The sequence below is a fragment of the Luteolibacter ambystomatis genome, assembly GCF_018137965.1.
Classification (GTDB): Bacteria; Verrucomicrobiota; Verrucomicrobiia; order Verrucomicrobiales; family Akkermansiaceae; genus Luteolibacter; species Luteolibacter ambystomatis.
This window is the reverse complement of the sequence record NZ_CP073100.1, coordinates 375,642-401,182: the sequence shown is the minus strand read 5'-3', so window position 1 is coordinate 401,182 and position 25,541 is coordinate 375,642. Positions and strand designations below refer to the sequence as shown.

The window sequence follows — 25,541 nt, the reverse complement described above, 5'->3', positions numbered from 1 at the left end:
ACGATCTCAGCGCCGGAATCTGGCACGCGGCCCCATCGCGCACGGGCCTTGCTTTTCCAGTTCGTGAAACCCGGCCCGATCATGAGCAACCTGCCCCTTCCTACCTCCGCCGACTTCTCGGAAGACCAAAAGGCCTATCTCACCGGCTTCTTCTCCGGCGTCCTGCATCGCGACAAGGTGCCTTTTCTCGGCCAACTCGCCGATGGACGTTTCACCCACGAAGCCGGTGCCGATGTCACGGAAAACGTCCACGGCACCCCGCTTGAAGACCTCTGCCGCGAGGAGCGCATCAAGCACGAGAAGCACGGCCTCGACTCCTACGACACCATCCTGGCGAATGCCGGCAGCGGTGAGTTTCCGAGGGACGGGGACATCTTCCGCTACAAGTTCCACGGCCTCTTCTACGTCACTCCCGCCGAGGAATCGATCATGCTGCGCTGCCGCGTGGCGGGTGGCGCGTTGGATGGCCGCCAGTTCCGGGCATTGGCGAACATCACCCGCGATCTGGGCAATGGATTTCTGGATATGACCACCCGCGCCAACGTGCAGGTTCGCGGCATCCTGCCGGAAGGCGCTCCGGAAGTGCTGATGCGCCTCAGCGAAGCAGGCCTTACCTCCCAGGGCGCGGGCGCGGACAACATCCGCAACATCACCGCCAGTCCCACCACCGGCTTCGACCCCGGCGAATTGATCGACGTGCTACCCTACGCTCGATCACTTCATCACTACATTCTCAAGAACCGCGATCTCTACGGCCTGCCGCGCAAGTTCAATGTCGCCTACGATTCCGGCGGTGCCGTCTCGGTCTGCGCGGATACGAATGACATCGGCTTCCAGGCCGTGCGTGTCGGCGCGAACGAACTCGGCGTCGAGCCCGGCATCTACTTCCGCATGCAGCTCTGCGGCATCACCGGCCACAAGCAGTTCGCCAGCGACAGCGGCGTGTTGCTCACTCCGGCGGAAACCCTTCCCGTGGCAGCGGCATTGATCCGCATGTTCATCGAGAACGGTGATCGCACCAACCGCAACAAGGCCCGTCTCAAGTATCTCGTGGACGAATGGGGCATCCCGAAGTCCCTTGAGGAAACACAGAAGAAGCTCGCCTTCACGCTCCGCAAGTTCCCACTCGAACTCTGCGAGGTGCCGACGCCTAAAGTGAAGCACGGCCACCTCGGCATCCATCCACAATCGGACGGCCGCTTCTACATCGGCATCCTCATGCCGGTCGGTCGTATCACGGTCGGGCAGGCACAGGCCCTTGCCGACATCGCCGAGAAATACGGCAACGGCGATATCCGACTCACCGTCTGGCAGAATGCGATCATTCCGAATCTCCGCGAGGAAGACCTGGAAGCTGTGAAGGCCGCCATCCTCGCCTGCGGTCTCGCCTGGTCCGCCACTTCGGTTTCCGGCGGCCTAGTCGCCTGCACCGGAAACAAGGGCTGCAAGTATGCCTCCGCCGATACCAAAGGCCACGCGCTCAAGCTCGGCAGCTATCTCGAACAAACCGTCGCCCTCGACCAGCCCGTCAACATCCACCTCACCGGCTGCCCGCATTCCTGTGCCCAGCACTACATCGGCGACATCGGCATGATCGCCGTAAAGGTGAAGACCGCCGATGGCAACAGCGTGGAAGGCTACAACATCGTGCTCGGCGGCGGTACCGATGACACCCGCGGCATCGCCCGCGAGATTTGGAAGGGCCTTCCCTACGACGAAATCCCGCCGCTGTTGGAATCTCTTCTCAAGGTCTATCTGGCCACCCGCCTTGACGACGAGACCTTCAACACCTTCGCCAACCGCCACGCGGTGGAAGACCTCAAGGCCTTGCTCGGCACCGCACTGCCCGCCTGAAACCCCAACCTCTCATTGCCATGTCACTCCCCATTCCAACCGACGCGCCATTCAGCGACACGCAGCGGATGTGGCTCAAAGGCTTCTTCGCCGGCCTCGGTCTTTCTGCTCCCACAGGGGGCGCAACCACCGCCATGGAACCAGCAGCCACCGGCGAACCTCTGGCCATCCTCTGGGGGTCGCAGACCGGCACTGCCGAAGCCTTTGCGAAACAACTTGCGAAAAAAGCCAAGGCCCTCGGACTCACGCCAACCATCTACGACATGGCCGCCGTGGACGCCGCCACGCTCGCCGCCATGGGCAACGTGGCCATCCTCACCAGCACCTATGGCGATGGCGAACCGCCCGACAATGCAGCAGCCCTCTACGCCTCCGTCATGGCGGAGAACAACGCGCTGCTGGCCGGAGTGAAATACAGCGTGTTCGCGCTGGGCGATTCCAACTATCCCGCCTTCTGCCAGTGCGGCCGTGACTTTGACAGCAAGCTCGAAGCTCTCGGTGCCACCCGGGTGTCTCCGCGCGTGGAAGGAGACTGCGATTACGATACTCCTTTCGCCACTTGGTCGGAGACCTTGTTAGGCGTGCTGGCCAGTGAAGCCGCTGCATGAGCGCGATCCCGACACCGCAGGAAATCAAGAAGTCCGCAGTCTTGCGGACTCTCATCGACGACCTGCTCGCGGAACAGAAGACCCTTCAAACTCCGGTCGCCCGCTTCGCGGAGATTCACGACCGCGAGCCCGATCTCGCCGCGCACTATCGCAATCTCATCCCGCTGACCGCTCCCGAGCCGGGAGAACAATATGCTTTCGAGGTCTCGCTGGATCGCTGCACCTCCTGCAAATCCTGCGTCGCCGCCTGCCATTCGCTCAACGGACTCGATGACGATGAAGCCTGGCGCGACATCGGCACGCTTGTCGGCGGCAGGCAGGAACCAGCCTGGCAACAAACCGTCACCACCGCCTGCCACCACTGCGCCGATCCCGGCTGCATGACCGGCTGCCCGGTGGGAGCATATGAGAAGGACAAGGAAAACGGCATCGTCCGTCATCTGGATGACCAGTGCATCGGTTGCTCCTACTGCCTGCTGAAGTGTCCCTACGATGTCCCGAAGTACTCGAAAAAGCGCGGCATCGTGCGGAAGTGTGACATGTGCCATGGCCGCCTCGCCGCCGGTGAAGCTCCCGCGTGTGTGCAGGCCTGCCCCACCGGCGCGATCCGGATCGTGAAGCGGAAGGTATCCGAGATCGTGGATGAAGGAATCGCAGGCAAAGGCTTCCTCGCCGGAGCACCAACACCGAAGGTCACCAAGCCCTCCACCCGCTATGTTGGCCGACCGGTTCCCACCACCGCAAAACCCGCCGATCAGGAAACCCTCACTCTCCAACATGCACACCTGCCGCTGGTCCTGATGCTTACGCTCACCCAGGCGGGCCTCGGTCTGCTGATCGCTGCGGCGTTTCTCCATCACACGGCCGTCGCCATCACCGGGGCGGGTGTGTTCTTCACGGGGATGGCAGCATCCATCCTGCACCTTGGTCGTCCGCTGGGTGCATGGCGCTTCTTCCTCGGACTGCGCACAAGCTGGCTCTCGCGGGAGATCCTCGCGTTTTCCATGGTCGCACCGTTGGCCATGCTGATCCCGGCACTACCCTGGCTCTCGCCTTACATTCCGGAAAAATTCGCCGGACTGGCGCAACAGTTCATCGGCACTCTGGCTCCCACGCTTGCCATTCTCTCCGTGATCTCCGTCTTCACCTCGGTGATGATCTACGTCGATACCCATCGCCCGACATGGCGGATCTCCATCACTGGTACCCGCTTCTTTGGCACACTGGCGGTATTTTCCGCGCTCGGTCTCGCCGCTTCATCGCCCTCCTTCCTCACACTCGCCGTTGCCGGACTGGCCATCATCGCCAAGCTGGTTCCAGAGTCCCGCTTTCTGCGGGACAATGCGGACCCCGATGATCCATGGACACCGGACGCCCATGTCGCGCGCCTCATGCGGTTGCGGGTGATGGCGCCACTTCTCAACGGCCGTTTCACCGGAGCGCTCGCCGCCCTGTTCATGCTGATGATCTCCCCATGGATCTCCATCGCTCTGATGCTGGTGGCGGAACTACTGGAGCGCGCGATGTTTTTCAGCACCGTCTATTCCCCGAAAATGCCCGGCAACATCAGCAAATCCACCCGGCATTGAAAAGTAGCACAAGCATTCCTGCTTGTGAGTTTTCCCGGCAGATCACGGCAATGATCCTCAAACGCCCCTCTCAGCCGCGAACCCGATGAATCCCCGTCATTCGCCGGATGACCACTCCGATGCCAGCCTCTCCATTTGCATCGCGCCCATGCACGGCGGATGCTTATGATGCCGGAGCCTCTTCCTTCCCGTGATTCCCTTCAAACAGCACCACGGTCCTCTCACCGCGGAATTGCTCCGTGAGCCCGGACGTTTCGGCCTCGGCCAGGTGCCCGCAGGCGCGGTGCCGGATGCCGTCACCACCTCCATCTGCGGCTTCTGCTCCACCGGTTGCCGGTTGAGGCTTCATCTGAAGGACGGCGAAGCCATCGGCCTCACACCCGAGGCCCGCTATCCCGTCAACCTTGGCATGGCGTGTCCGAAAGGCTGGGAAGCCCTCGCCGTCCTGGACGCGCCCGACCGCGCAACTGTTCCCCTCCTGCGCGAGCACGCGAATGGCGGGTTGCGTGAAACCACCTGGGACCATGCCATCGGCACCATGGTCAGCCGCTTCAAGGACATCCAGGCCCGCCACGGCCAAGAAAGCCTCGCCTTCATCTCCACCGGCCAGATTCCCTGCGAGGAAATGGCATTCCTCGGCGCGCTCGCCAAGTTCGGGATGGGCATGAAGCATGGCGATGGCAACACCCGCCAGTGCATGGCCACCGCTGTCGCAGCCTACAAGCAATCCTTCGGCTTCGACGCCCCGCCATACACCTACGCCGATTTCGAAGAGTCCGACGTGCTGGTGTTCGTGGGCGCGAATCCCGCGATCGCCCACCCGATCCTCTGGCAGCGTGTGCTCTCCAACCGCCGCTCGCCCGAGATCGTGGTGATCGATCCGCGCCGGACTGAAACCGCGCACTCAGCCACCCGGCACATCGCCCTAAAGCCCAAGGGCGATCTCTGGCTGCTCTATGCACTCGCCCGTTGCATCATGGATGAAGGGCGCATCGATCAACAGTTCCTCAACGCACACACCAGCGGATTCGAAGAGTTCAAAACCTTCCTCGCCAATTACTCTCCGGAGGAAGTGGAGAAACACACCGGACTCACGCCGGACGCGGTCCGCGCTCTCGCCCGGCTCGTCTCCGATCCCACCAAGCGCGTCTCGTGGTGGTGGACCATGGGAGTGAACCAATCCTACGAGGGAACCCGTACCGCACAGGCCATCATCAATCTCGCACTGATGACCGGCAACATGGGCAAACCCGGCACCGGCGCGAACTCGATCACCGGCCAGTGCAATGCGATGGGTTCGCGGCTGTTCTCAAACACCACCAATCTCCTCGGCGGTCATGACTTCACCAATCCCGCCCACCGTGAAAAAATCGCCAGACTGCTCGGCATGGATGAGAGCCGGATCCAGCGCGAGAATGGCTGGGCCTATGACCAGATCATCGACGGCATCGAACGCGGAGATATCAAGGGACTGTGGATCATCGCCACCAACCCGAGCCATTCATGGATCAATCAAGGCCGGTTCCAAACGCTGCGCGACAAGCTGGAATTTCTCGTGGTGCAGGACATGTATTCGTCCACGGAAACCGCACAAGTCTGCGACCTGCTGCTGCCCGCCGCAGGATGGGGTGAAAAGGAAGGCGTCTTCATCAACTCCGAACGCCGTATCGGCGCCATCCGCCAGGTGCGCAAGCCTCCCGGCGTCGCCCTCTCGGACTTCCGCATCTTCCGGTTGCTGGCAAATGCGTGGGGGGGTGATTTGTTCGCGGAATGGACCTCTCCGGAGGCCGTCTTTCGTCTTCTCACCAAAATCACCGAAGGCCAGCCATGCGACATATCCGGCATCAGCGGTTACGAGATGATCGATGCCGCCGGTGGCATCCAGTGGCCCTACCCATCCAACGGACCAGATCCTTCCCGGGAACGACGGCTCTTCGCCGATGGTCGTTTCTACACCGCGGATCAGCGCGCGAAGTTCCTCTTCGATGCGCCTGCGGAGTTGTTGCCGGAGGAACCCGATGGGAAGTATCCCTTCATTCTGCTTACCGGCCGGGGCAGCTCGAGCCAATGGCATACCCAGACCCGCACCGCGAAGTCCTCGATCCTGCGGAAGCTTTCACCCTCCGAGCTTTATGTGGACATCCATCCCTCGGATGCAGCACGCTACGGAATCTCCGAACATGACCAGGTGGAGGTAGTCAGCCGCCGCGGGTCGCTGATGGCGCGGGCGTGGCTCACACCCACCATGCAGCCGGGCCAGGTCTTCCTGCCCATGCACGATTCCGAAGTGAACCGCCTCACACACGCCAGCTTCGATCCGCACTCCCGCCAGCCATCTTACAAAGCCTCCGCCGTCGCCATTCGCAAATACAAGCAACCCTGAGATGCCTCAAGTCATTCTCCATCACCTCTTCCGTTCGCCAGGCCACAATTACTTCGGCCACCACGGCATGCCTGCCGGCGAAAACGGGATCGAGGATTGCGATGAGATTGAGTTGGTCACGGGACGAGGCATCGTTGGCGACCGCTTCTTCGACTTCAAACCGGACTACAAGGGGCAAATCACCTTCTTCGACCATGCGGTGGTGGAGGAAGTTCGCATCCACGCTGACAAGCCCGGACTGCCAGCCTCCGCATTCCGCCGCAATGTGATCATTGAAGGCGTGGACTTGAATTCCCTCATCGGACGCCGCTTCCGTTTGGGGGATATTCTTTTTGAAGGCACCCAGGAATGCAGTCCCTGCTACTGGATGGATGCCGCCTGCGGAAAGCCGGGCATCGAAAACCTGCTCAAAGGCCGTGGTGGCCTGCGCTGCCGGATCTTGGAAGATGGCATCTTGAAGAGATCCGGAAGTGTGCCTCTCCAAATCGAAGAGTCCGCGGAAGCCTGAGCCACCTCAGCCTCCCAGATAGCTCATCTCCGCCTTGTGGACGGGTTCGCTCCGATCGTCGCGCAATTCCGAGTAGCGGTCGTCACGGTTTCCCCATATTCCTCCAAGAGCCGCGGCAATGGTGGAATCGTCCGCACCTCCGCGCAACAACCCCTTGAGATCATGACCGCTTCCAGCAAAGAGGCAGGTGAATAGTTTTCCCTCCGGTGATAGTCTCAGCCGCGAGCAATCTCCGCAGAATGGCCGGGTCACCGATGCAATGATGCCGATCTCCCCTCTTCCGTCCGTATGCCGGTAGCGGAGCGCCGTAGCGCCTCCACGCCCCGGATATACCTCCAGCGGAAACTCTTCCACAATCATCTCCACCATCTCCGCTGCCGGGACAACCGAACGACGGTCCCAGCCGTTTGTCTCACCCACGTCCATGAACTCGATGAAGCGCATCGTCACGCCTGACTCCCGCGCCCACCGCACCAAAGGAAGGACCTGCGTCTCATTCACACCGCGCTGGATCACGGCGTTCACCTTCACTGGCAAGCCGAATACCTTGGCCACCTCGATACCGGATAGTACCCGCGAAACATCCGCGCCGGTTCCATTCATCCGCCCGAAGATCTCAGGATCGATCGCATCGAGACTCACCGTCACCCGGTTCAATCCGGCCAAGGCCAGCCGCTCCGCCTGGTGTGCCAACAGGATGCCGTTGGTCGTCAGAGCGAGATCCGGTTTCCCCGGAAGGCTGGCCAACAAGCCGACAAGATTCTCAATCCCATGCCGCAGCAAGGGTTCGCCACCGGTGAGCCGCAGCTTGGTCACACCCGCTGCCACCGCGAGTCCTGCGACACGATGGATTTCCTCGAATGTCAGCAATTCCCCCTTGGGAAGAAACTCATGACCCGGTCCGAACTGGTCCGCGGGCATGCAGTAGCCGCAGCGGAAATTGCAACGGTCCGTCACCGAGATCCGCAGATCCCGGAGCACGCGGCCGTGGCGGTCTTGCAAAGTCATCTGGAAAACGAATAGCAGCATCCGAACCGAATGCCCGGACGAATTCTCAAGGCCGATGAATCACCCGCTCCGGATGAATGCCAGCCTTTCATCCCACACGAACACCATCCCCACGGTAAAGGCTGGTATTCTGCTCATTGGCTGGAAACCATCGCATCATGAACGAACTCGTGACACCTGCTGAGGCCACGGGACGCATTCTTTCCAACCTGCCCGTAACCGCTATCGAGAGCGTGCAGCTCGCGCACGCGCTTGGCAGGGTCCTGCGATCATCCATCTTTGCCGATCGCGCGCTACCTCCGTATCGCCGGGCCACTATGGATGGGATCGCCTTCCGGGGCCGTGCCCCATCATTCCGTATCGCCGGTTTGCACGCCGCGGGAGATGCTCCACCACGCGCATTGGAAATTGGCGAGGCCTGGGAAATCATGACCGGTGCAATCGTGCCCGAAGATTGCGACACGCTGATGCCTTACGAGGAAGTCGCCATTCTGGGAGGCATCGCCACTCTCCAGGGCGATGCGACCACCGGACAATTCATCCATGAGGTCGGTGTCGACGCGGCGGCAGGCAGCTTGCTTGTCCCACAGGGCTTTCTGTTAGGATCCGCTGAGATCGCCATCGCGGCGTCCGTGGGTCTTGTAGAGCTACCGGTTTCCAAACATCCGGTCATCACCATCCTCACGACTGGTGATGAAGCGGTTCCCGTGAATTCCACACCACAGCCCTGGCAAATCCGGCGCTCGAATGGCCCGATGCTGGAATCGATCCTACGGAGATTGGGTCACGCGGAGATTCACCATCATCACGTGCCGGATGATATCCAACTGCTGGAACACGCCGTCGATGCCGTGCTCCTCACCAGCGATCTCATCCTGCTCTGCGGTGGCATTTCGAAAGGCAAACGCGACCATGTCCGCGAGGTGATCGAAGCCCGTCTCGGCCTGCCCGCTTTCCACGGTGTCTTCCAGCGCCCCGGCAAGCCTCTCGCCTTCTGGAATGGTCCGCCTCCGGTATTCGCCCTGCCGGGGAATCCGGTTTCCGTGCTCGCCACCTATACCCGCTACGTGCGCCCGGCCCTGCTGGCCATGCAAGGCGCGACACCCCCCTCTCCGTTGTTGCTACCCTTGGCTAGTCCGACGGAATCCCTTCCCAAACTGACCTGGTTGTTGCCTGCGCGGATCGTGAACGGGCAGGCCGAACCGTTGCCACCGCGCAATTCCGGCGACTTCGTCTCCATTGCCGGAGCCACGCATCTCCTTGAAATTCCACCGGCCCGGGGCACCCTTTCCCCAGGTGCTCTGGTCACCGCCCATTCCCTCTGATCCGCTCATGTCCCTCTCCCACATCAATGAGTCAAACCAAGCCGCGATGGTCGATGTCTCCGGCAAGCCGGTGACCGTCCGCCATGCCGTCGCCGAGGCCCGCATCACGGTGAATGACGCGGTGGCGGAACAATTCCGCGATGGTGAGTTCTTGTCGAAAAAAGGCCCGGTTTTTCAAACCGCCATTCTTGCAGGGGTGATGGGAGCGAAGCAAACCCCACATCTGATCCCGCTGTGCCATCCGTTGCCGCTGGAAGATTGCCAGATCACCACTGAATTCGCCAACAATGAGGCGGTGCTGCGTTGTTCCTGCAAAACGACCGGCCGCACCGGCGTGGAGATGGAGGCCCTCACCGGAGCCACCATTGCGGCACTGACCTTCTTCGACATGATCAAAGCCCTCGATAAGACCGCGGTCATCCACTCCATCCGCGTGATCGAGAAAACCGGCGGCAAGTCCGACATCCTTCCGGCCAATACATGAACGCGCTCATTCTCACCGGCGGCATCAGCCAGCGGATGGGCCGCGACAAGGCTCTCATCGAACGCCCGGATGGCACGCGCCAGATCGACCACATGGCTGCTCTCGCCCGCCGGTTCTCGGACCACGTGTTCCTCTCGACTCGCGATGACAATGACCGCGGTACCGGCCTGCCCCTTCTCGTCGATGAAGTCCCCGGGTCCGGCCCCACTGCCGCCCTCTCCGCCGCCGCGGCCACAGGATTGAGCGGCCCATGGCTGGTGCTGGGCTGCGATCTCTTCCTGCTGGATGAAGCCACAATCGGGCACCTGGTCGAACATCGCGATCCTTCCCGCACCTCAACTGCCTTCCGCAACCGCATCGACGGCCGCGCCGAACCTCTCTGTGCGATCTACGCGGAATCTGGTATTCAGGCAGCGCGCGATGCTCACCGTTGCGCGCGGAAATTCCTGGAAGCGCTCGATCCTCTGTTGCTCGATCTCCCCTACCCGGCCGCTCTCGACAACGTCAACACACCCGCAGACCTCACCGAGGCTTTTCTCAAACTGGAGCGCGGCGTGGTTCCCAAAGCCGTCAGCCTGCTCTACTTCGCCATCCTCCGCGAAGCCAGGGGCTTGTCTGCGGAAAGCGTGGAAACTCTCGCATGGACCGCAGCCGGTCTCTATGAGGAACTATCCTTCCGCCATCGTCTCCCTCTTGAAACCTCCCAACTCCGTGTTGCCCGCAATGGAGAATTTTCCTCGTGGGACGCTCCAGTCGCGGATGGCGACGAATTCGTCTTTATTCCTCCCGTCGCCGGAGGCTGATCGCATCTCCATGTTCCGGATCTCCACCACCCCCATTGAGACCGCTACCGTGATGGCCACGGTCGAAGACCCCACCTGTGGTGGCCTCGTCATTTTCGAAGGCCGCGTCCGCAACCATCATCGGGGACGCGACGTGCTTCGTCTGGAATACGAGGCTTACCAAGCTCTCGCCGAGGCCGATGGCAATCGCATCCTCCGTGGAGCTCTCAACCGCTTCGACATCCATGCCGCAGCCTGCGTCCACCGCACCGGCATGCTGGACATCGGCGACATCGCCGTGGTCGTGGCGGTTTCAGCCGCCCATCGCGATGCCGCGTTCGATGCCTGCCGTCATATCATCGACGAGCTGAAGGCCACCGTTCCCATCTGGAAACATGAGTATTATACCGATGGGACCGACGAGTGGACCGGCTGCGACCACTGCTCCGGACACCGCCACTGAGATTCCGAAATGGCCGGGCGGCATACCGCCCGGCCATCTCATCATTGCATGTTACCCTGTGAAATCCATTGGATCGCCATGAGTCAATGGCCGGACCGGACGAGCTATTACGCGGATTTTCAGAAACCGCTCATTTGAACCACTCGGACAGCGGCAGCCGCAGGTAGATCAGCGAACCATTGCCCTCATAAAGCACTCCCACATGGGAATCGCCCGCCGGAGCCAAGCAGGAATAGCCGAAGCATGGCCGCTCATCATAGAGGCGCGCCGCCGCATCCGGCCAGGTCATGCCCTGGTCCTTCGAGAGTTTCACTGTCATCGACTGGCGGCCTTTGGTGGAATCCGGATTGGAGAAAAGCAGGAGATCTCCATGTTTCGGATGATTCCAACGCAGCAGGCTGCCCATGCACACCGGCTCGCGCAACTCCTTGCGGTCGGTCGGATGCGGTGTCCATGTCCTGCCCAGATCCTTGGTCGTCGCGATGGTCCTCGATCCCCCGCGGTTGTCGCGGCAGTTGATCATGATCGAGCCGTCCGCCAGCTCCACCAACTGCGCTTCGGTGGTGTCCGACTTCACCCCCGTTCCGATCGCCCAAGTCTTACCGCGGTCCTTCGAGCTGAGCATCGTAGAGAACGGCTTGCCATCAGCGGCCTTGTATTGGGCGGGAACGGCCAGCGTGCCATCCTTCATGGTGATGCCGGTCCCCGGCCCATTGAACAGCAGTTGCCACTCCGGATTCTTTACCTGCGGGGTGATGCTTTCACCCTTTGACCAGCTCCTGCCGTCATCATCACTGTAGGAAAGCACAAGCTGGCCGGTTTCATCGGGAGTCATTCCCGGCCCCGAGCCATTCCATGCCCGCTTGCCGTGACTCCACAGGGACGCGATCCATACCCGTCCGGTGACATCGTCCGAAAAGATGCACGGATCGCCGACGCCATCGTAATTGAATTTCGGGTCATCCCCCATGTCGACCGCCACCCGCATCGGCTCCCAGACCTTTCCGCCATCGGTGCTGCGCGACAGCCCCACATCGATATCCGCAGGCAGGTCGCCTGCATTCCGATAGCGGATATCATAGGCGGCCAATAGCGTGCCCTTTTTTGTCCGGACCAATCCCGGAATACGGTAGGCCTTCGACTTGTCATCTCCCGGCTTCCGCAACAACAGCCCGATGCGCTGCGATCCTTCTGGAGAGGAAATGGCGGGTTCCACCACCGCCCCGCCAATCTTCAGACGGTTCAAAGCAGCATCCACGCGTCCGTCAATGTCCGCCGTTTTTTTCAGTTCGACGGACAACCAGAACCAATGCACCCCCGCTTCCAGCGTGAGATCGCAGGAACGGCTCATCGCGCCCGTCTTTGGTGCCAGTTCCGCCACAGCTTCCCCGCCGGCGGAGGCCGAGGCCTCCTTCCCGCGGAAAATCCTTACCCGCTCCACATCCTGAATCCGGCTGGTTCCAGTCAGTGCCGCCTCGATCCCTTCCAGCTTCGCCGGTTGATCAAGGGTAACCTTGAATCCCAGCACCGGATTGATCTCCTGACCCACGAGCACGGGGCATACCGGTTGCACGGTCGCCACTTCCGCAGCATTTGTGAATGTCAGCAGAAAGGGGATCAGGAACAGGCTGGATTTCATCATATCGGTTGGAGTGTAGCGCAAATCGGATCGGGTGCATCATCCTACCTTTCCCAGCCCTCCTTCTTGTCATTTGATCACCGGTTGGTTTTCCAAACCGGTTCCGGCATCACTTCCACGACTCTCTCCGCCACTGGCTTTTTGTCAGGCGGATGAACGTCAGGACCGTCCCATCCGAGATCGCTGGTCACCACCAGCTTCACTCCCGGGATATCCTTCGCCACCCGCGCCTGCACTTCGCGATACTGCGGCCAATACTGCCGCAATGGATCTTTTCCGCCTATCCGGGGCAGTTGGATCAGATAAAATGGAAGTCCCGGATTTCCCAGAACACCCCGCCATCCTGTGATCAGGTCGCAGATCAGTTGTCCGTTCCAACGATCATCCGGACTCTCTGCGTTGGTTTCTCCTTGATACCAGATCACGGCTTCAAACGGGAATCCCGCCCACGGCCGGACGCCCGACTCGAACAGGAAACCAGGCCGGAAGGGATGATTGGCCGTAACGTGAGTGCCGAGATTCCGCCTGGCTCTTCCCTTTGCCCAGGATGAAACCCTGTCGCTTTCCAGCCATTGATCGGACAACAGCGGACGATATGCGGAATGGGACTCCAGCACCTCCCGTGGCAACCATGCCTCGGTTCCAGAACCACCCACCGCGTTTTCCACGATGCCGATCGGCTCTCCCGTCCTCTGGTGGACCATCTTTCCCACCCACCATGCGATCGCGGAAATTTCACCTGCGGAGGAAGGCGAGGCCATGGCCCATCCACCTTGGAAATGGTCCCTGGCATTCAGACGCGCAACCATTGCATCATCATAAATCCGGGAATCGGTAGGTGCGGATATCCAATCGCACAGCCTCACCAACTTCATTTCACCGGCTTTTGCAGACTCTTCCCTCCCGCCGACGGCGCGCGACAGAGGAAAATCCATGTTCGATTGCCCGGAGAACAAATACACCCTACCCACCAGAATATCGGTCATCACCAGCTTCTCCGTGCCGCTCTCGATCCGCAACTCGCGACCTTCATGTGAAGACGCCATCGGCGGCCACATCAGCCGCCACTTTCCGTCCTGCCCGGCCACAACCTTCCGCTTGGATCCGGCGAAGGTCACGGAAACCGTCGCTCCGGCAACGGCACATCCCTGGATCGGGATCTCCGTCCCGACGGGCATTACCATGTGGGACGCAAACGGACGTGCCACGGAGAGGTTCTCCGCGAGAGCCAACCCCGACATCACTAAAAAAGCCGCTGCTCGCAACCACATGCCGGCATCCTGACCCTGTCGCCGCGGATCGCAACCTTGCGCAAACTGGTCCGCTTAACCAACCACGCGGTGGAAATCGCCGGAGAGCAGGATGCCACTATGGTCGCCGCAACTCCACTCCTGCCCCTCCAGCCGCCATGAAGACCCCATTGCTCATTGCCACGCTTGCCACCACACCCATCGCCGCCCATTCCGCCACCGTCGTCCTCAACAACAAGGACAGTTCAGGCTTGGTCACCACCGGCTCCCAGGCCACCTTCGGCGGACAGAGCTTCATTCTCTCCACTGCGGGAGCTGGCACAGGCGATACCGTGGCCGCGAACAGCCCGCTGCCAGCTACCGCCACTCTGAACAGCATCACATTCGTCAAAGCTCCCACGGGTTCCGCAACAGCAGGCCAGCTCTATGTGAAGATCTATACCGGCAGCGCGGATGCCACCGGGACTCCCGTGGCGGTTTCCTCGAACAGCATCGATGTGAACTCCGCCACCGCGCTCAGTGATCTGGCCTGGACGTTCTCCGGCTCCTCGCTTTCCACCAGCACCACCTATTTCGCGGTGTTTTCGACAAACAACGCCAACGACTCGACTGGAACCGACGGAGTCGGAGCCAGAATCGCCGCGGCCAACTTCGGCGGCGGATTCGTGAGCACCTACTCCGGCGGCACTGCTTTCAACGCCAACAGTCCCACCCCGGCCGGAGTCGCATTCGACAGCCGCTTCGCAGTGACCTTCACCACCGTGCCGGAACCGTCGGCAGCACTGCTGGGATCACTCGGGCTGCTTGCGATATTCGGCCGCCGTCGCGCTTGATTCGTTTCTTGGGTACATGCAATGAACCGGACGGTCGGGCCATCGGTCCGGCCGTCCGCTTTTCATTCAATGAGCACGTTTCTCCTGCCAGTCCACGTTGATCGGGCCGCCCGGATCTTGTGGGATTACCATCGCCTTGATGAGTCCATCCACGCCGCAGCTGGCATCGTCGTCTTCGGCAGCAATGACCTGCGGGTCGCCGCCCATGCGGCAGACCTCTACCACCGCGGCATGGGACGATGGATCGTGTTCTCCGGGGCAAGAGGACGGATGACGGAACATTGGCCGGAGACGGAAGCCATGGTGATGGCGGAGACAGCACGTGCGAAAGGAGTTCCGGCCAGCGACATCCACATCGAAAACCGGGCCACCCATACAGGCGAAAACATCCGCTTCTCGCGTGAGATTGTCGACCGGATCTCCTCCATTTCCAATCCATTGGTCGTGGTGCAGAAGCCCTACATGGAACGCCGCACCCGCGCGGCTCTCGACATCCAATGGCCGGACCGCGATTTCCTGGTGACCTCGCCGCCGATCCGCTTCGACGCCTATTTCACGGAAGAGCTTACTCCCTCCATCGTGCTGGGTGCCATGACCGGGGATTTCCAGCGCATCCTCGACTACCCGGCGAAAGGGTTCGCCAGCACCCAACCGGTATCCCCTGAAGTCATGGAAGCCTTTCAAATCCTGTGCAGCGCGGGCTACGGCGATCCCCTTCCCTAGCTGGTTGGTTTTCCCCACCTGCGGCACGCATTTGCGACGGAGATCATCCGGGAGTAACCCGCTCCTTACCCCGAACCCGGGGGCCGTCGCTCCGATGAAATCCTTCCCGCGCTTCGCCACACTTCTGCTGGCCTTCGCCCTCTCATCCCATCGTGCGTCCGCTGTTCACTACAAGCTGTTCGTCCTGACCGGCCAGTCGAATTCTCTCGGCACGACGAACGCAGGTGAAGCGGACTCCTCACCCGGCGCCGATCCGGCCGATGCACACGTGAAGTTCTACTGGAGCAACATCGCGGATGCCACCCATCCGCTTGGAAACTCCGGAGGAGCATTCAGCACCCTGCAAGCGCAACAAGGAGGTTACTACACCGGCAGCGCCACTCATTGGGGACCGGAAATCCATTTCGGACGCACGCTCTATCGCGCCGGAGTGCGGGACTTCGGCATCATCAAGGCGAGCCGCGGAGGAGGCGGCAACAGCTTCTGGTCGAAGACATCCAATGATCATCACATGTACACCCAGGTGATGGATACGGTGAACGCTGCCACCGCGACGCTCGCCACAAATGGCGACACCTTCGAGATCGTCGGTCTTCTCTACCTTCAGGGGGAAAGCGATTCCCCGACCGAGGCTAGCATCGCCGACACCCGCATCAAGGAACTGGTGGACAATCTCCGCGTGGATCTACCCAACGCGGGTTCCATGCATGCAGTCATCGGTGGCATCGCTGCTGCGGGCACCACCCGGGACACGGTCCGGGCAAAGCAATCATCCATCGCCGCAGTCACGTCATACATCGACTACTTCAACAATCTCGACCTCCAGTCCCAGGTCGCCGCTGTGGACAACCTGCATTTCGACAAGGCCGCCAAGCGCACCATCGGCGAGCGATTCGCACAGGCCTTTTTCTCGGCCAGCATCGTCTCCCGCCGTTACGGGAAACTCGTCTTCATCGGCGACTCCATCACCCAGGGAGGAAACGGCGATCACCCGGGCTACCGCTATACGGTCTTCAAACACCTTGCTGAAAGGGGCGTTCCGATCGATGCAGACACCGGCTATCGGTTCGCCGGCTCCGTGACCGGCCCCTACGCGAACAGCACGATCACCACGCCGACCGTCAATGGACAGTCGTTCGAGAACATCCATGACGGGCATTTCGGATGGCGCGCCTCATGGGAGTGCGCCCGCGTGCCACTGCCTTCCGGACGCTACAATACCAACAATCTCGGCAATGGCAGCCTGCTCAACTGGACAGGCCAATCCAGCAGCTATGCCACGGTCAACGCAGGCACGTTGCCCTACACCGGAGCTACCTACACGCCGGACACCGTTTCGATCATGATCGGCATCAACGATCTCGCCGACTACATCACGACCGGCGGCCAGTCCGCTGCCGTGGCAGCGGCAACCGTTCGGGATGACATCTCAACGATGATCGATCAGTTGCGTGCCGCGAATCCAAACGTCCGCATTCACCTCAACCGCGTTCTTCATACCAATCAGACCAAGGCGATGCACGACGGCGTCGATGCCCTCAATGCCCTTCTTCCCGCCCTGATCGCGGCGAAGAACGCATCCTCGTCCACCTCTCCCATCTGGCTCGCGGATGCCAGCACCGGCTTCAATCCAGCCACCCAGACCTACGACTATGTCCACCCGCACGCAGCGGGGGAAACCTACGTCGGAGATCGGATCGCGGCTTCGCTCGGCATCATCGAGACTCCGTCAAATTCGGGCACCAGCTCCGCACCGCCCCATATCGAATCCGGATCCTCGTCATTCAACCATCGCTTCGAAGGTCATGAAATCTGGAACGGATCAGCCTTCCCCAATGCTCTGTGGAAGCAAACGGGCACGCTCACCAAAACCATCGACAATGCCGCGCCCACCGATCTTCGGGTTGTGAATCCAGGCAGCGGTGGAGCATGGATCGAGGGGACCGACAGCGGATGGAAGACGGGCAACACCGGGAACTGGACCTTGGAGACCCGCATCAAGTTCCACGCGAATCCATCCGGTTTCATCCTCTGGCTGGGCACGGGCAATCACACCATCCTCGTCGAAATCCACGGAGACCGCACACAGGACAATGGAAACAGCACGTACAACGTGGCCCACAACAATCTCGACGGACAGTTTCACACCTTCCGTGTTGTCAACGACCCGGGCAACAATGCCTATCATGTCTGGCGTGATGGAGTCCGTCTCACTCCCGTGGCAGGTGTCGCCTACGACAACAGCAGCACGGAAAACCGGCTGATTCTCGGAGACTACACCTCGCAGTCATTCGGGAACAATTTCGATGCCACCATTGATTACGTCCGCTACGACCTGACAAACGCCTACCTGCCCACCGGCGCGGATGCCGACAACGACGAACTTCCAGACTCCTGGGAATACCAATATGGAAACACGATCACCACCATGGCGGCGGCCAATGATGACGATCATGACGGGCATACGAATCTGGAAGAGTATCTTGCAAACACCCATCCGCTCGACTCCTCCTCATCTCTGGCGATCTCCTCGATCACCTCCTCCTCCGGCATGACCGCCATCCGGCTCAATACGTCCCCGCAGCGTCTCTACACGCTGTTCAAATCGGAAGACCTTTCCACATGGGCTGCGGTGCAGGGCCCCGTGAGCGGCACCGATGGCATCCTCACCCTCGAGGACACCCACGCTTCTGGAGCACGCGCGTTCTACAAGGTGAAGGCCACGATGCCTTGAGGCGATCTGGTTTCCTCAACCGACCACCCGGGGTTCCTTGAGACAAAAGGGAGCGAGGGCATGCTGCGATCGATCACATTCGTTGTCGTTCCACATGAAACCCAAAGGCCCCCTCCTCCCCATCCTTCTTTGTCTTTGCGCGAATGCCGGCATGGCGTCCGCCGTCACCTGGACCGGCGCGTCCAATGCCACATGGAGCACGGCAGGCAACTGGACACCCTCCGCGCCAACCACCACGGATACCGCCACGTTCGACTCCAGCTCGACCGCCAACCAGGTAATCACCCTCACCGCCGCCGCCACCGTGGCCGGCATCACGGTCAACGGCGCGCCCTCGCCCATCTCCGTCTCCGGAAATTTCGCTTTGAATGCCGGTGCCATCTCGGTGGCCAGCGGCAACCAGATCACTTTCCAGAACGGCGCGAACAATACCAATCTCACGTTCAACGCCCTATCCGGAGCGGGGACGGTGATCATTTCAAAGGCGGGCACAGTCAACGTTTCGAACAACGCCACCGCGAGCCAGAACATGGTCACCGCGAACGCGCTGAACTTCACCGGGAACCTCACCTTCCGCGGAGGTACCGCAAGCTCGGCACCGGGCACCATGGCTTCATCCTGGACCGCAGTGGGTGCAGGAGCCCTCACCCAGGCCACCGGGACTTCCTTCTCGCTCGATACCGGTGCTGCTGCAAACAACGCCCGCGATTTCATCGTCACCGATGCTTTCAGTGGAAAAACGCTCACGCTTTCATCTCTCACCGGCTACGGAGCATTGCGTTGTGACTGGGGCGGGACCGCCAGCACCACCGTCACCCGCACCGTCCGCGTCGAGCAGACTACCGATACGGCCTTCAATGGCATGTTCCTGTCCCATCATGGATCGGGGAACATCGTTCGTCATCTGGCCTTGGTGAAGGCCGGCACCGGCACGCTGACGATGAATGGCATCGTCGGCCGGCAAACCACCTCCGCCGTGGGAACGACCGATCAGGTCCCCATCACAGTGGAAGCCGGAACCCTCGTTCTCTCCGCAGCCAATACCCGCCAAGGAGCCGCAACGGTCAACAATGGTGCCACGCTTCAGATCGGCAGTGGTGGAACAACCGGTTCGCTCGGCGTGGCCGCCGCCACCGTGGCGAACGAGGGCACACTGGTTTTCAATCATGGCGCGGGTACCAGCCTCAGCGTGGCCAATGTCATTTCAGGAGGCGGCTCGATCGTGAAACGCGGCGCATCCGCGCTCGCCCTCACCTCCGCATCCACCACCACCGGCAGCATCATCGCGGAAGCCGGAACCCTCCGCCTGGGCAATCACTTCGATACCGCCTCGGTCACCGTCAAGAGCAGCGCTTCCCTCGGAGCCGGCGACAATGCCACTGCTGGCACCGGGACCATGAAGTCGCTCACGCTGGAGTCCGGCTCGATGTCCACACTGAGAGCCACCGACCAACTCGTGGTCAATGACGCAGGCGGGCTTCATATCGGCGGCCCTCACATCCTGACCGCTACCGCCACCGTGGGCCTCACACCCGGCAACATCACCACCGTGATCGACTACAACGGGACGCTGGATGGCGATCCGGCAAGCCTGCAACTGGCTCCGGGCAGCCGCTTCCTGCTTACTCACGATGCCGCGGATACTTCGTTCAAGCTCCAGTACGTCGGCGGATCCATCATCTGGACCGGTGCCGCGGGAACCGCGTGGGAGCTGGACACGACCACGAACTGGATACTCGCTTCGGATTCCAGCCCGACCCATTTCCTGCAGGGCGATCAAGTCACCTTCAATGACAGCGCGGCCACCGGCAACGTGGTCCTGAGTGGCACGCTCCAGCCAACAAGCGTGACCTTCGACAACAGCACGCTGCCCTACACGCTTTCCGGCACAGCGGTCTCAGGAGCAGGTAATGTGATCAAACGCGGCACATCCTCCGCGACCCTCACGAACGCCTCCGCCTATACCGGCACCACGACCGTCGAAGCGGGAACGCTGGTGATCGGCGATGGTGCCACGAACGGCGACATCGGAAGCGGTGCGATCACCGTGCAATCCGGTGGCACGCTTCGCTTCAACCGCACCGGCACCCTGGACTACAAGGCCAATGCGAAGATGCGGAATGTCAATGGTGCGGGTGACATCGTCATCGACGGTGGCGCTTTGTTCTTCAACTACAGCGGCACCGGCCTCGGCTTCACCGAAACCAGCTCGTGGAATGGATTCAGCGGTCGCCTCATCGTGAAAGGCGGCTCGGAATTCCAAACCATCCGCAATGGCGCGACCGCGATGGGCAGCGGCAGCGTGATCCTCGGCGATGCCACCACCAGCGGCTCGCTTTCCCAGATCGAGGGCAACTGGACCTGGACCAATCCGATCGAACTGGTCGGCCCGGGCAACCACATCGACAACCGCTCCGCCAACGGCCCTCGCATCCTCAAACTCCAGGGTGTGATCTCAGGCTCCGGAAACGTCACCTTCCAGGATCCCGCCGCAGGCATGACCAATGTGGAGACCGGCTTCATCCTCACCGGGGCGAACACCCTCACGGGCACCATCACCATTCCGGCCGGTGTGCCGGTGCGGGTGGGCGGTGTCCCCGGCAATACCGATACATCCCAAGCCGGTCCGTCGGCGTCAGGCAGTCTTGGCGGCGCCACCGTCGTCAACAATGGCACGCTGACATTTTCCCGCACGGACAGCCTTGAAGTGGCGAACACCATCTCCGGAAGCGGTGCGGTCGTCGTCGGATTGACCACCCTCACCGGCAGCGCCACCCAAACCGTTTCATTCACCGGAACGAAAACCTACGCGGGCAATACCACCATCCACAACGGCCGGTTGTTCGTGAACGGAATGCTTCCCAATTCCGCCGTGACGGTGGACAGCTCGGGCACACTGGGAGGCAGCGGCACCATCGGCAGCGCCGTGACGGTCAATGGCACGCTGGCACCCGGTAGTGGCGGCGCGGGCAAGCTCACCGCCACCGCAGACTTCAGTCTCTCATCAGGCTCGCGCTACGCCTGGGAGATTTCGGATTGGGATGGAGCGGATGGCACGGGCTACGACACGCTGGCCACCACCACGTTGTCCGTGAACTCCTCCACCGCCAGCCCCGCGACCATTGTCATCACCCCGGCCTCGCTGACGAACTTCACTCCCACCAACCGCACCTTCACGCTGGCCACCACCTCCAGTGGCATCACCGGACTGGATCCCGGCGAAATCACCGTGGATGCCAGCGCTTTCACCGGCGGAGGCTCCTGGGCCGTGCAGGTCCAGGGCAATCTGCTCAAGCTGGTCTACACGGCTCCGCTTCCGAACACCTTCGAAGCCTGGGCGGAATCGAAGGGGCTGACTGGCAACAACGCGCTCCGCGATGCCGACCCGGACCACGACGGCATCAAGAACGTGCTGGAGTATCTGTTTGGAACCGAACCCAACCCGGCCAATCCGGACTCGAATTCTTCCGCCGCCCTGCCCACCCTTTCGGTGACACCTACCACGCTGGACTTTGTCTTCCGCCGCACGGCTGCATCGATGGCCACCGTCGAACCAATCCCGCAATGCAGTGCCGAGCTCCAGTTCTGGCTCACCGCGGACAGCAGTCTCGGTGTGACCACCGAAGTGCAACCCGATGGCTTCGGCCCTGGCATTGACAAGGTCACCGTCCACATCCCGCGCTCGCTGGCCGGATCAGGACCTCTGTTCGCGAGACTTCTGATCGCGGGTCAATAAAAGTGCACTCGACCTTGTTTCCCGCCGGTGGGCTTCGCCAGCCCACCGGCCTTTTTGTCCACGACCGGTTTGCCCAACCCACCGGTTGCCTCCACTGGCTCCGATGACGGACCGGACGCACCTTGTTCCGAAATCCCCTCACCATGCACGCCCGTCTTCTCGCACTCACGCTGCCGCTTCTCTCCATCCCTGCGGAGGCCAAAACCCTGCGGCTGTTCATTGTCACCGGCGAATCGAACGCACTCGGCACGGTGGGCACCACGGATCTCACCATGCGATCACGTCCACCGGGCCAGCATGCCGCCGAGCATGCGGGAGGAGTTCCCTTCTTCTGGGACAATCTGGCGAACGCCACCACCAGCGGTGATGCGGCACTGGGCGCATCCTCCGGCTGGACGATCCTTGGTGCGCAAACGGGTGGCTACCATGCGGGCAATGACGACCACTGGGGACCGGAGATCGGTTTTTCCCGCCTCCTCTGGGACACGGGCTATCGCGACTTCGGAATCATCAAAGCAGCTCGTGGGGATGGGGGAAATACCTTCTGGTTGAAGGGCTCCACCGATGACCACATGTATCAGAAGATCACAGCCACCGTTCAGGCAGCGACCACATCGCTGCCTGCCGGCTACGATGACTATGAGATTTCCGGAGTTCTGTATGTCCAGGGCGAGAGCAACAGCACGGCGGAAGCATCCGCGGCGGGCACGCGTTTCTCCACTCTGCTCTCCAATCTTTCCGCCGATCTCCCCCACGCCACGGCTTTGAAGGGCGTATTCGGCGAGATCGCCGGTACCGGCACGAACCGCGACACCACCCGCACCAACCAGAAATCCCTGGCCGACAGCCGCGCGGACATCGGCTACGCGGAATCCACGGGCCTGACGCTTCAAAACGAAGACGGCCAATCGCTCCACGACGATGCCGACAGCGAACTCCTGTTGGGGGAACGCATGGCGGCGGAAATGATCGGCACCGGAGCCACCGGCACCACACCGATGCCCGCGTGGTCGCAACTGTACGGCTGGTTCCTCGCCGATCACGGCGCGGCTTTCGATTCGTCCGGGGCAGTTCAGCGGTGGGGCAATCTGGTCGATGGAAGCGCCGTCCACGATCTGACACGGCGCGTGGCTGGCCTCACCTACCGGCGTCCGGTAACGCTTGCAGGCGGCGGCGTGCGTGAAGTGTTGCGCTTTGATGGCAGCAACGACCTGTGGGCGAACTCCACGGAGTTCGGTCCGCTCACCAGCGCACGCTCGGTGGCGGTGCTCTGCCAGGTCACTGGAACCGGAGATGGCTTCCTGTTTGATGGTTCCACTTCCAGCGGGAGAACCCGTGTCCAGATCCGCAGTGGCAAATGGCAGGCGGGCGTGGCCACGTCCTCCGCAGCATGGAACGGAGCGGAGACTGATACCGCCACGCGTCAGACCACCGTATGGCAGCGGCATGTTTTCACCTTCGAGCCGTTCGATGCCGGCAGCGGAAACATCGACACACGTATCCGCCACTATGTGAATGGCGTGGAGATCGCGAACATTGTTGATGCGGATGCCACCAATCTCGGCGGTCTCATTCTGGGCAGCAATGGCGGCAGTCCCTTCAGCCGCCTCTCCTGCGACATCGCAGAAGTCGCCGTGTTTTCCAAGACGCTGGACGCGTCCGAAGTCGCCACGCTCGATTCCGCGTGGTCTTCCCGATGGAACAACCCCGGACCTCCGCCATTTGCCGCCGCGGTTTCGCAGACTCCGGCAACGGTGGCGCGCTTCGGCCGCAGCGAATTGCTTCATCTCTCCGTGGATTGCCCGGCGGCGGGCAGCACCACACTGCAGAAAGTCCGTCTCACCCTCGCTCCCGGCACGCGGCGGAATATCCAATCCGTCCATCTGTTGGGCACGGGTCTGACCACCGTGACGAATCCCTCCACAGCCTCCCTGGCGGACGTGTCCTTGCCATCATCAGACACACTCGATCTCACCTGCTCGTCCTCGCTGCTTGAGGGACGCAATCATTTCTCCGTCGTCATCGTTCCAAAGCGTCGGGCACTTCTCGGCAGCACACTGGACGCGAAGATCGATTCGATCACCGTCTCAGGCAATCCATCCGGCACGATGGAGCCAACCAATGCCGACCCCGCGGGCGCGCTCACCCTGGGGCTCGTGCCTTCGTTCACGGACATCCGTCGCAGCGGACAAGATGCGGTGAACACCTATCGAATCCCCGGCATCGTTTCCGATACCCACGGCGTGCTCCACGCCGTCTTTGACATCCGCTATGACAGCAGCGCCGATCTGCCTGCCAATGTGGACGTCGGTTACATGCGCAGCACGGATGGCGGAGCCACCTGGTCTCCCATGAAGGCGATCATGGATTTCGATGCCTCCATCCCAGGCTCCTCCGGCAACGGAGTCGGCGACCCATGCATCCTCCATGATCCGGTGACGGACACGATCTGGGTGGCGGCACTCTGGTCTTTCGGCAATCATGCATACAATGGATCAGGTGCGGGAACGGCGATCACCCAGAGCGGCCAGTACGTCCTGACGAAAAGCACGGATGGCGGAAACACCTGGTCCGCGCCGATCAATATCACGGCGGAAGTAAAGGACGACATCAACTGGCGTCTCGTCTTCCAAGGACCCGGCCATGGTTTCGCAATGAGGAATGGCACGCTCGTTTTTCCATCCCAGTACCGGGATGCCTCCGGCACCGTGCGTACATGCTCCGTTTTCAGCAGTGATCATGGAGCGACATGGGATTTCGGTTCCTCAGTTCCAACCTCCTCTCCGCAGACGAATGAAAACACCGCCTGCGAACTGGATGACGGCAGGCTGCTGTTCTCCATGCGCACTCCCTCCGGATCGAACGGCCAACGGGCATGGGCACGCTATACGCCCGGCGGAGCCACTCCGATGAAAGACGGCACGTGGGGCAGTCTGTTCCGCTTGTCCTCCGTGCCGGACCCGGTGTGCCAAGGCAGCGTAATCCAGTGGGCCAGCAAACTCGCCGGGCAACCACGCGAGCTGATCCTCTTCGGCAATCCTGCGAGTTCTTCCACCCGCACGAACTTCACCCTGCGTGTGTCCGCGGATGCCGGTGCAAGCTGGCCGGCATCCCGACAGCTCTATGCCGGATCCGCCGCCTATTCCTCGATCTGTATCCTCCCTGACCGGTCGATCGGAATACTCTTCGAAAAGGACGACTACAGCCTCATCACCTTCGCACGCGTGGAGGAAGAGTGGCTGTTGAATCCCGCCATCGACTCGGATGGAGACGGCATGCCGGACGCCTGGGAAACTCTCAACGGCACCAACCCGAGCGTGAACGATGCCTCCGGCGATCCCGATGGAGACGGGCAAGGCAATCTCCAGGAGCATCTGGCAGGAACCGATCCGCTCGCCAAATCCTCCGTTCTCGTCCTCACGTCACAAGCCGTGACACCCGGCGGCCTGGACGTGAGCTGGGCTTCCGTTCCCGGCCGCACCTATCGCATCGAGGAGAGCATGGACCTGATGACTTGGGCCACGGACACCGCCGATGTGACCGCAACCTCCACCACATCTTCCACGATGATCTCCACGGGCCCGGAGAAGAAGTTCGTGCGGGTGAAAGCCCTGCGATGATT

18 protein-coding genes are annotated in these 25,541 nt (G+C 61.4%); 15 read left to right on the top strand and 3 right to left on the bottom strand.

Annotation, left to right across the window (positions count from 1 at the left end):
- Nucleotides 1–81 precede the first annotated feature (81 nt).
- The 5 genes from KBB96_RS01590 (at nucleotide 82) to KBB96_RS01570 (ending at nucleotide 6,942) form a co-directional block, all read left to right on the top strand.
- Nucleotides 82–1,854, top strand: a complete 1,773-nt coding sequence (locus KBB96_RS01590; RefSeq protein WP_211631738.1) for a NirA family protein — start codon at nucleotides 82–84, stop codon at nucleotides 1,852–1,854.
- Between the two features lie 20 nt (nucleotides 1,855–1,874).
- The gene (locus KBB96_RS01585; RefSeq protein ID WP_211631737.1) at nucleotides 1,875–2,462 is read left to right on the top strand and encodes a flavodoxin domain-containing protein; all 588 of its coding nucleotides are present in this window, start codon (nucleotides 1,875–1,877) and stop codon (nucleotides 2,460–2,462) included.
- Entirely contained in the window at nucleotides 2,459–4,051 is a 1,593-nt protein-coding gene (locus tag KBB96_RS01580; RefSeq protein ID WP_211631736.1) for a DmsC/YnfH family molybdoenzyme membrane anchor subunit, read from the top strand. Before KBB96_RS01585 ends, KBB96_RS01580 begins: the two co-directional genes overlap by 4 nt.
- A 190-nt stretch (nucleotides 4,052–4,241) precedes the next feature.
- Nucleotides 4,242–6,434: a molybdopterin oxidoreductase family protein gene (locus KBB96_RS01575; protein WP_211631735.1), complete on the top strand. Its 2,193-nt coding sequence runs from the start codon at nucleotides 4,242–4,244 to the stop codon at nucleotides 6,432–6,434.
- A 1-nt stretch (nucleotide 6,435) separates the two neighbouring features.
- A complete protein-coding gene (locus tag KBB96_RS01570) occupies nucleotides 6,436–6,942 on the top strand; it encodes an MOSC domain-containing protein (protein WP_211631734.1) in 507 nt (168 codons plus the stop codon).
- Between the two features lie 6 nt (nucleotides 6,943–6,948).
- Here KBB96_RS01570 and moaA read toward each other — a convergent pair whose 3' ends face one another.
- Complete coding sequence (gene moaA / locus KBB96_RS01565; RefSeq protein WP_211631733.1) at nucleotides 6,949–7,950, bottom strand: GTP 3',8-cyclase MoaA; 1,002 nt, start codon at nucleotides 7,948–7,950, stop codon at nucleotides 6,949–6,951.
- A 158-nt stretch (nucleotides 7,951–8,108) separates the two neighbouring features.
- Between moaA and KBB96_RS01560 the strand changes: the two genes are divergently transcribed.
- The 4 genes from KBB96_RS01560 to KBB96_RS01545 are packed head-to-tail and all read left to right on the top strand — an operon-like array spanning nucleotide 8,109 to nucleotide 11,004.
- Nucleotides 8,109–9,275, top strand: a complete 1,167-nt coding sequence (locus KBB96_RS01560; RefSeq protein WP_211631732.1) for a molybdopterin molybdotransferase MoeA — start codon at nucleotides 8,109–8,111, stop codon at nucleotides 9,273–9,275.
- 7 nt (nucleotides 9,276–9,282) lie between these two features.
- The gene (gene moaC, locus KBB96_RS01555; RefSeq protein ID WP_211631731.1) at nucleotides 9,283–9,759 is read left to right on the top strand and encodes a cyclic pyranopterin monophosphate synthase MoaC; all 477 of its coding nucleotides are present in this window, start codon (nucleotides 9,283–9,285) and stop codon (nucleotides 9,757–9,759) included.
- Nucleotides 9,756–10,562 (top strand): NTP transferase domain-containing protein, encoded by an 807-nt coding sequence (locus KBB96_RS01550; protein WP_211631730.1) that lies wholly within the window; start codon nucleotides 9,756–9,758, stop codon nucleotides 10,560–10,562. The genes moaC and KBB96_RS01550 overlap by 4 nt, the downstream gene beginning before the upstream one ends.
- Nucleotides 10,563–10,572: 10 nt before the next feature.
- Nucleotides 10,573–11,004: a molybdenum cofactor biosynthesis protein MoaE gene (locus tag KBB96_RS01545; protein ID WP_211631729.1), complete on the top strand. Its 432-nt coding sequence runs from the start codon at nucleotides 10,573–10,575 to the stop codon at nucleotides 11,002–11,004.
- Nucleotides 11,005–11,134: 130 nt separating this feature from the next.
- On the opposite strand, the gene KBB96_RS01540 is transcribed toward KBB96_RS01545, so the two are convergent.
- Nucleotides 11,135–12,646 (bottom strand): sialidase family protein, encoded by a 1,512-nt coding sequence (locus KBB96_RS01540; protein ID WP_211631728.1) that lies wholly within the window; start codon nucleotides 12,644–12,646, stop codon nucleotides 11,135–11,137.
- A gap of 74 nt (nucleotides 12,647–12,720) precedes the next feature.
- A complete protein-coding gene (locus KBB96_RS01535) occupies nucleotides 12,721–13,404 on the bottom strand; it encodes a sialate O-acetylesterase (protein ID WP_211631727.1) in 684 nt (227 codons plus the stop codon).
- 172 nt (nucleotides 13,405–13,576) lie between these two features.
- On the opposite strand from KBB96_RS01535, the gene KBB96_RS01530 reads away from it, so the two are divergent.
- From KBB96_RS01530 to KBB96_RS01505, 6 genes are all read left to right on the top strand, one after another.
- Complete coding sequence (locus KBB96_RS01530; RefSeq protein WP_211631726.1) at nucleotides 13,577–13,927, top strand: hypothetical protein; 351 nt, start codon at nucleotides 13,577–13,579, stop codon at nucleotides 13,925–13,927.
- Between the two features lie 124 nt (nucleotides 13,928–14,051).
- Entirely contained in the window at nucleotides 14,052–14,726 is a 675-nt protein-coding gene (locus tag KBB96_RS01525) for a PEP-CTERM sorting domain-containing protein (protein ID WP_211631725.1), read from the top strand.
- 69 nt (nucleotides 14,727–14,795) lie between these two features.
- Nucleotides 14,796–15,449 (top strand): YdcF family protein, encoded by a 654-nt coding sequence (locus KBB96_RS01520; RefSeq protein WP_211631724.1) that lies wholly within the window; start codon nucleotides 14,796–14,798, stop codon nucleotides 15,447–15,449.
- Between the two features lie 94 nt (nucleotides 15,450–15,543).
- Nucleotides 15,544–18,183: a sialate O-acetylesterase gene (locus tag KBB96_RS01515; RefSeq protein ID WP_211631723.1), complete on the top strand. Its 2,640-nt coding sequence runs from the start codon at nucleotides 15,544–15,546 to the stop codon at nucleotides 18,181–18,183.
- 94 nt (nucleotides 18,184–18,277) lie between these two features.
- Nucleotides 18,278–21,919 carry a beta strand repeat-containing protein gene (locus tag KBB96_RS01510; RefSeq protein WP_211631722.1) on the top strand — a complete coding sequence of 1,214 codons (3,642 nt, stop codon included), beginning with the start codon at nucleotides 18,278–18,280 and terminating at the stop codon, nucleotides 21,917–21,919.
- 143 nt (nucleotides 21,920–22,062) lie between these two features.
- A complete protein-coding gene (locus KBB96_RS01505; protein ID WP_211631721.1) occupies nucleotides 22,063–25,539 on the top strand; it encodes an exo-alpha-sialidase in 3,477 nt (1,158 codons plus the stop codon).
- Nucleotides 25,540–25,541: the final 2 nt, after the last annotated feature.

Excerpts from the sequence above, each read along its gene's own strand:
- KBB96_RS01535 (WP_211631727.1), bottom strand. The coding sequence starts at position 13,404 with ATGGCCTCGCCTTCCTCCGCAGGTGAAATTTCCGCGATCGCATGGTGG.
- KBB96_RS01510 (WP_211631722.1), top strand. The coding sequence starts at position 18,278 with ATGAAACCCAAAGGCCCCCTCCTCCCCATCCTTCTTTGTCTTTGCGCG.
- KBB96_RS01505 (WP_211631721.1), top strand. The coding sequence starts at position 22,063 with ATGCACGCCCGTCTTCTCGCACTCACGCTGCCGCTTCTCTCCATCCCT.
- KBB96_RS01590 (WP_211631738.1), top strand. The coding sequence starts at position 82 with ATGAGCAACCTGCCCCTTCCTACCTCCGCCGACTTCTCGGAAGACCAA.
- KBB96_RS01545 (WP_211631729.1), top strand. The coding sequence starts at position 10,573 with ATGTTCCGGATCTCCACCACCCCCATTGAGACCGCTACCGTGATGGCC.
- KBB96_RS01520 (WP_211631724.1), top strand. The coding sequence starts at position 14,796 with ATGAGCACGTTTCTCCTGCCAGTCCACGTTGATCGGGCCGCCCGGATC.
- KBB96_RS01550 (WP_211631730.1), top strand. The coding sequence starts at position 9,756 with ATGAACGCGCTCATTCTCACCGGCGGCATCAGCCAGCGGATGGGCCGC.
- KBB96_RS01580 (WP_211631736.1), top strand. The coding sequence starts at position 2,459 with ATGAGCGCGATCCCGACACCGCAGGAAATCAAGAAGTCCGCAGTCTTG.
- KBB96_RS01530 (WP_211631726.1), top strand. The coding sequence starts at position 13,577 with ATGTTCGATTGCCCGGAGAACAAATACACCCTACCCACCAGAATATCG.
- KBB96_RS01525 (WP_211631725.1), top strand. The coding sequence starts at position 14,052 with ATGAAGACCCCATTGCTCATTGCCACGCTTGCCACCACACCCATCGCC.
- KBB96_RS01515 (WP_211631723.1), top strand. The coding sequence starts at position 15,544 with ATGAAATCCTTCCCGCGCTTCGCCACACTTCTGCTGGCCTTCGCCCTC.
- moaC (WP_211631731.1), top strand. The coding sequence starts at position 9,283 with ATGTCCCTCTCCCACATCAATGAGTCAAACCAAGCCGCGATGGTCGAT.
- KBB96_RS01540 (WP_211631728.1), bottom strand. The coding sequence starts at position 12,646 with ATGATGAAATCCAGCCTGTTCCTGATCCCCTTTCTGCTGACATTCACA.
- KBB96_RS01560 (WP_211631732.1), top strand. The coding sequence starts at position 8,109 with ATGAACGAACTCGTGACACCTGCTGAGGCCACGGGACGCATTCTTTCC.
- KBB96_RS01570 (WP_211631734.1), top strand. The coding sequence starts at position 6,436 with ATGCCTCAAGTCATTCTCCATCACCTCTTCCGTTCGCCAGGCCACAAT.
- KBB96_RS01585 (WP_211631737.1), top strand. The coding sequence starts at position 1,875 with ATGTCACTCCCCATTCCAACCGACGCGCCATTCAGCGACACGCAGCGG.
- moaA (WP_211631733.1), bottom strand. The coding sequence starts at position 7,950 with ATGACTTTGCAAGACCGCCACGGCCGCGTGCTCCGGGATCTGCGGATC.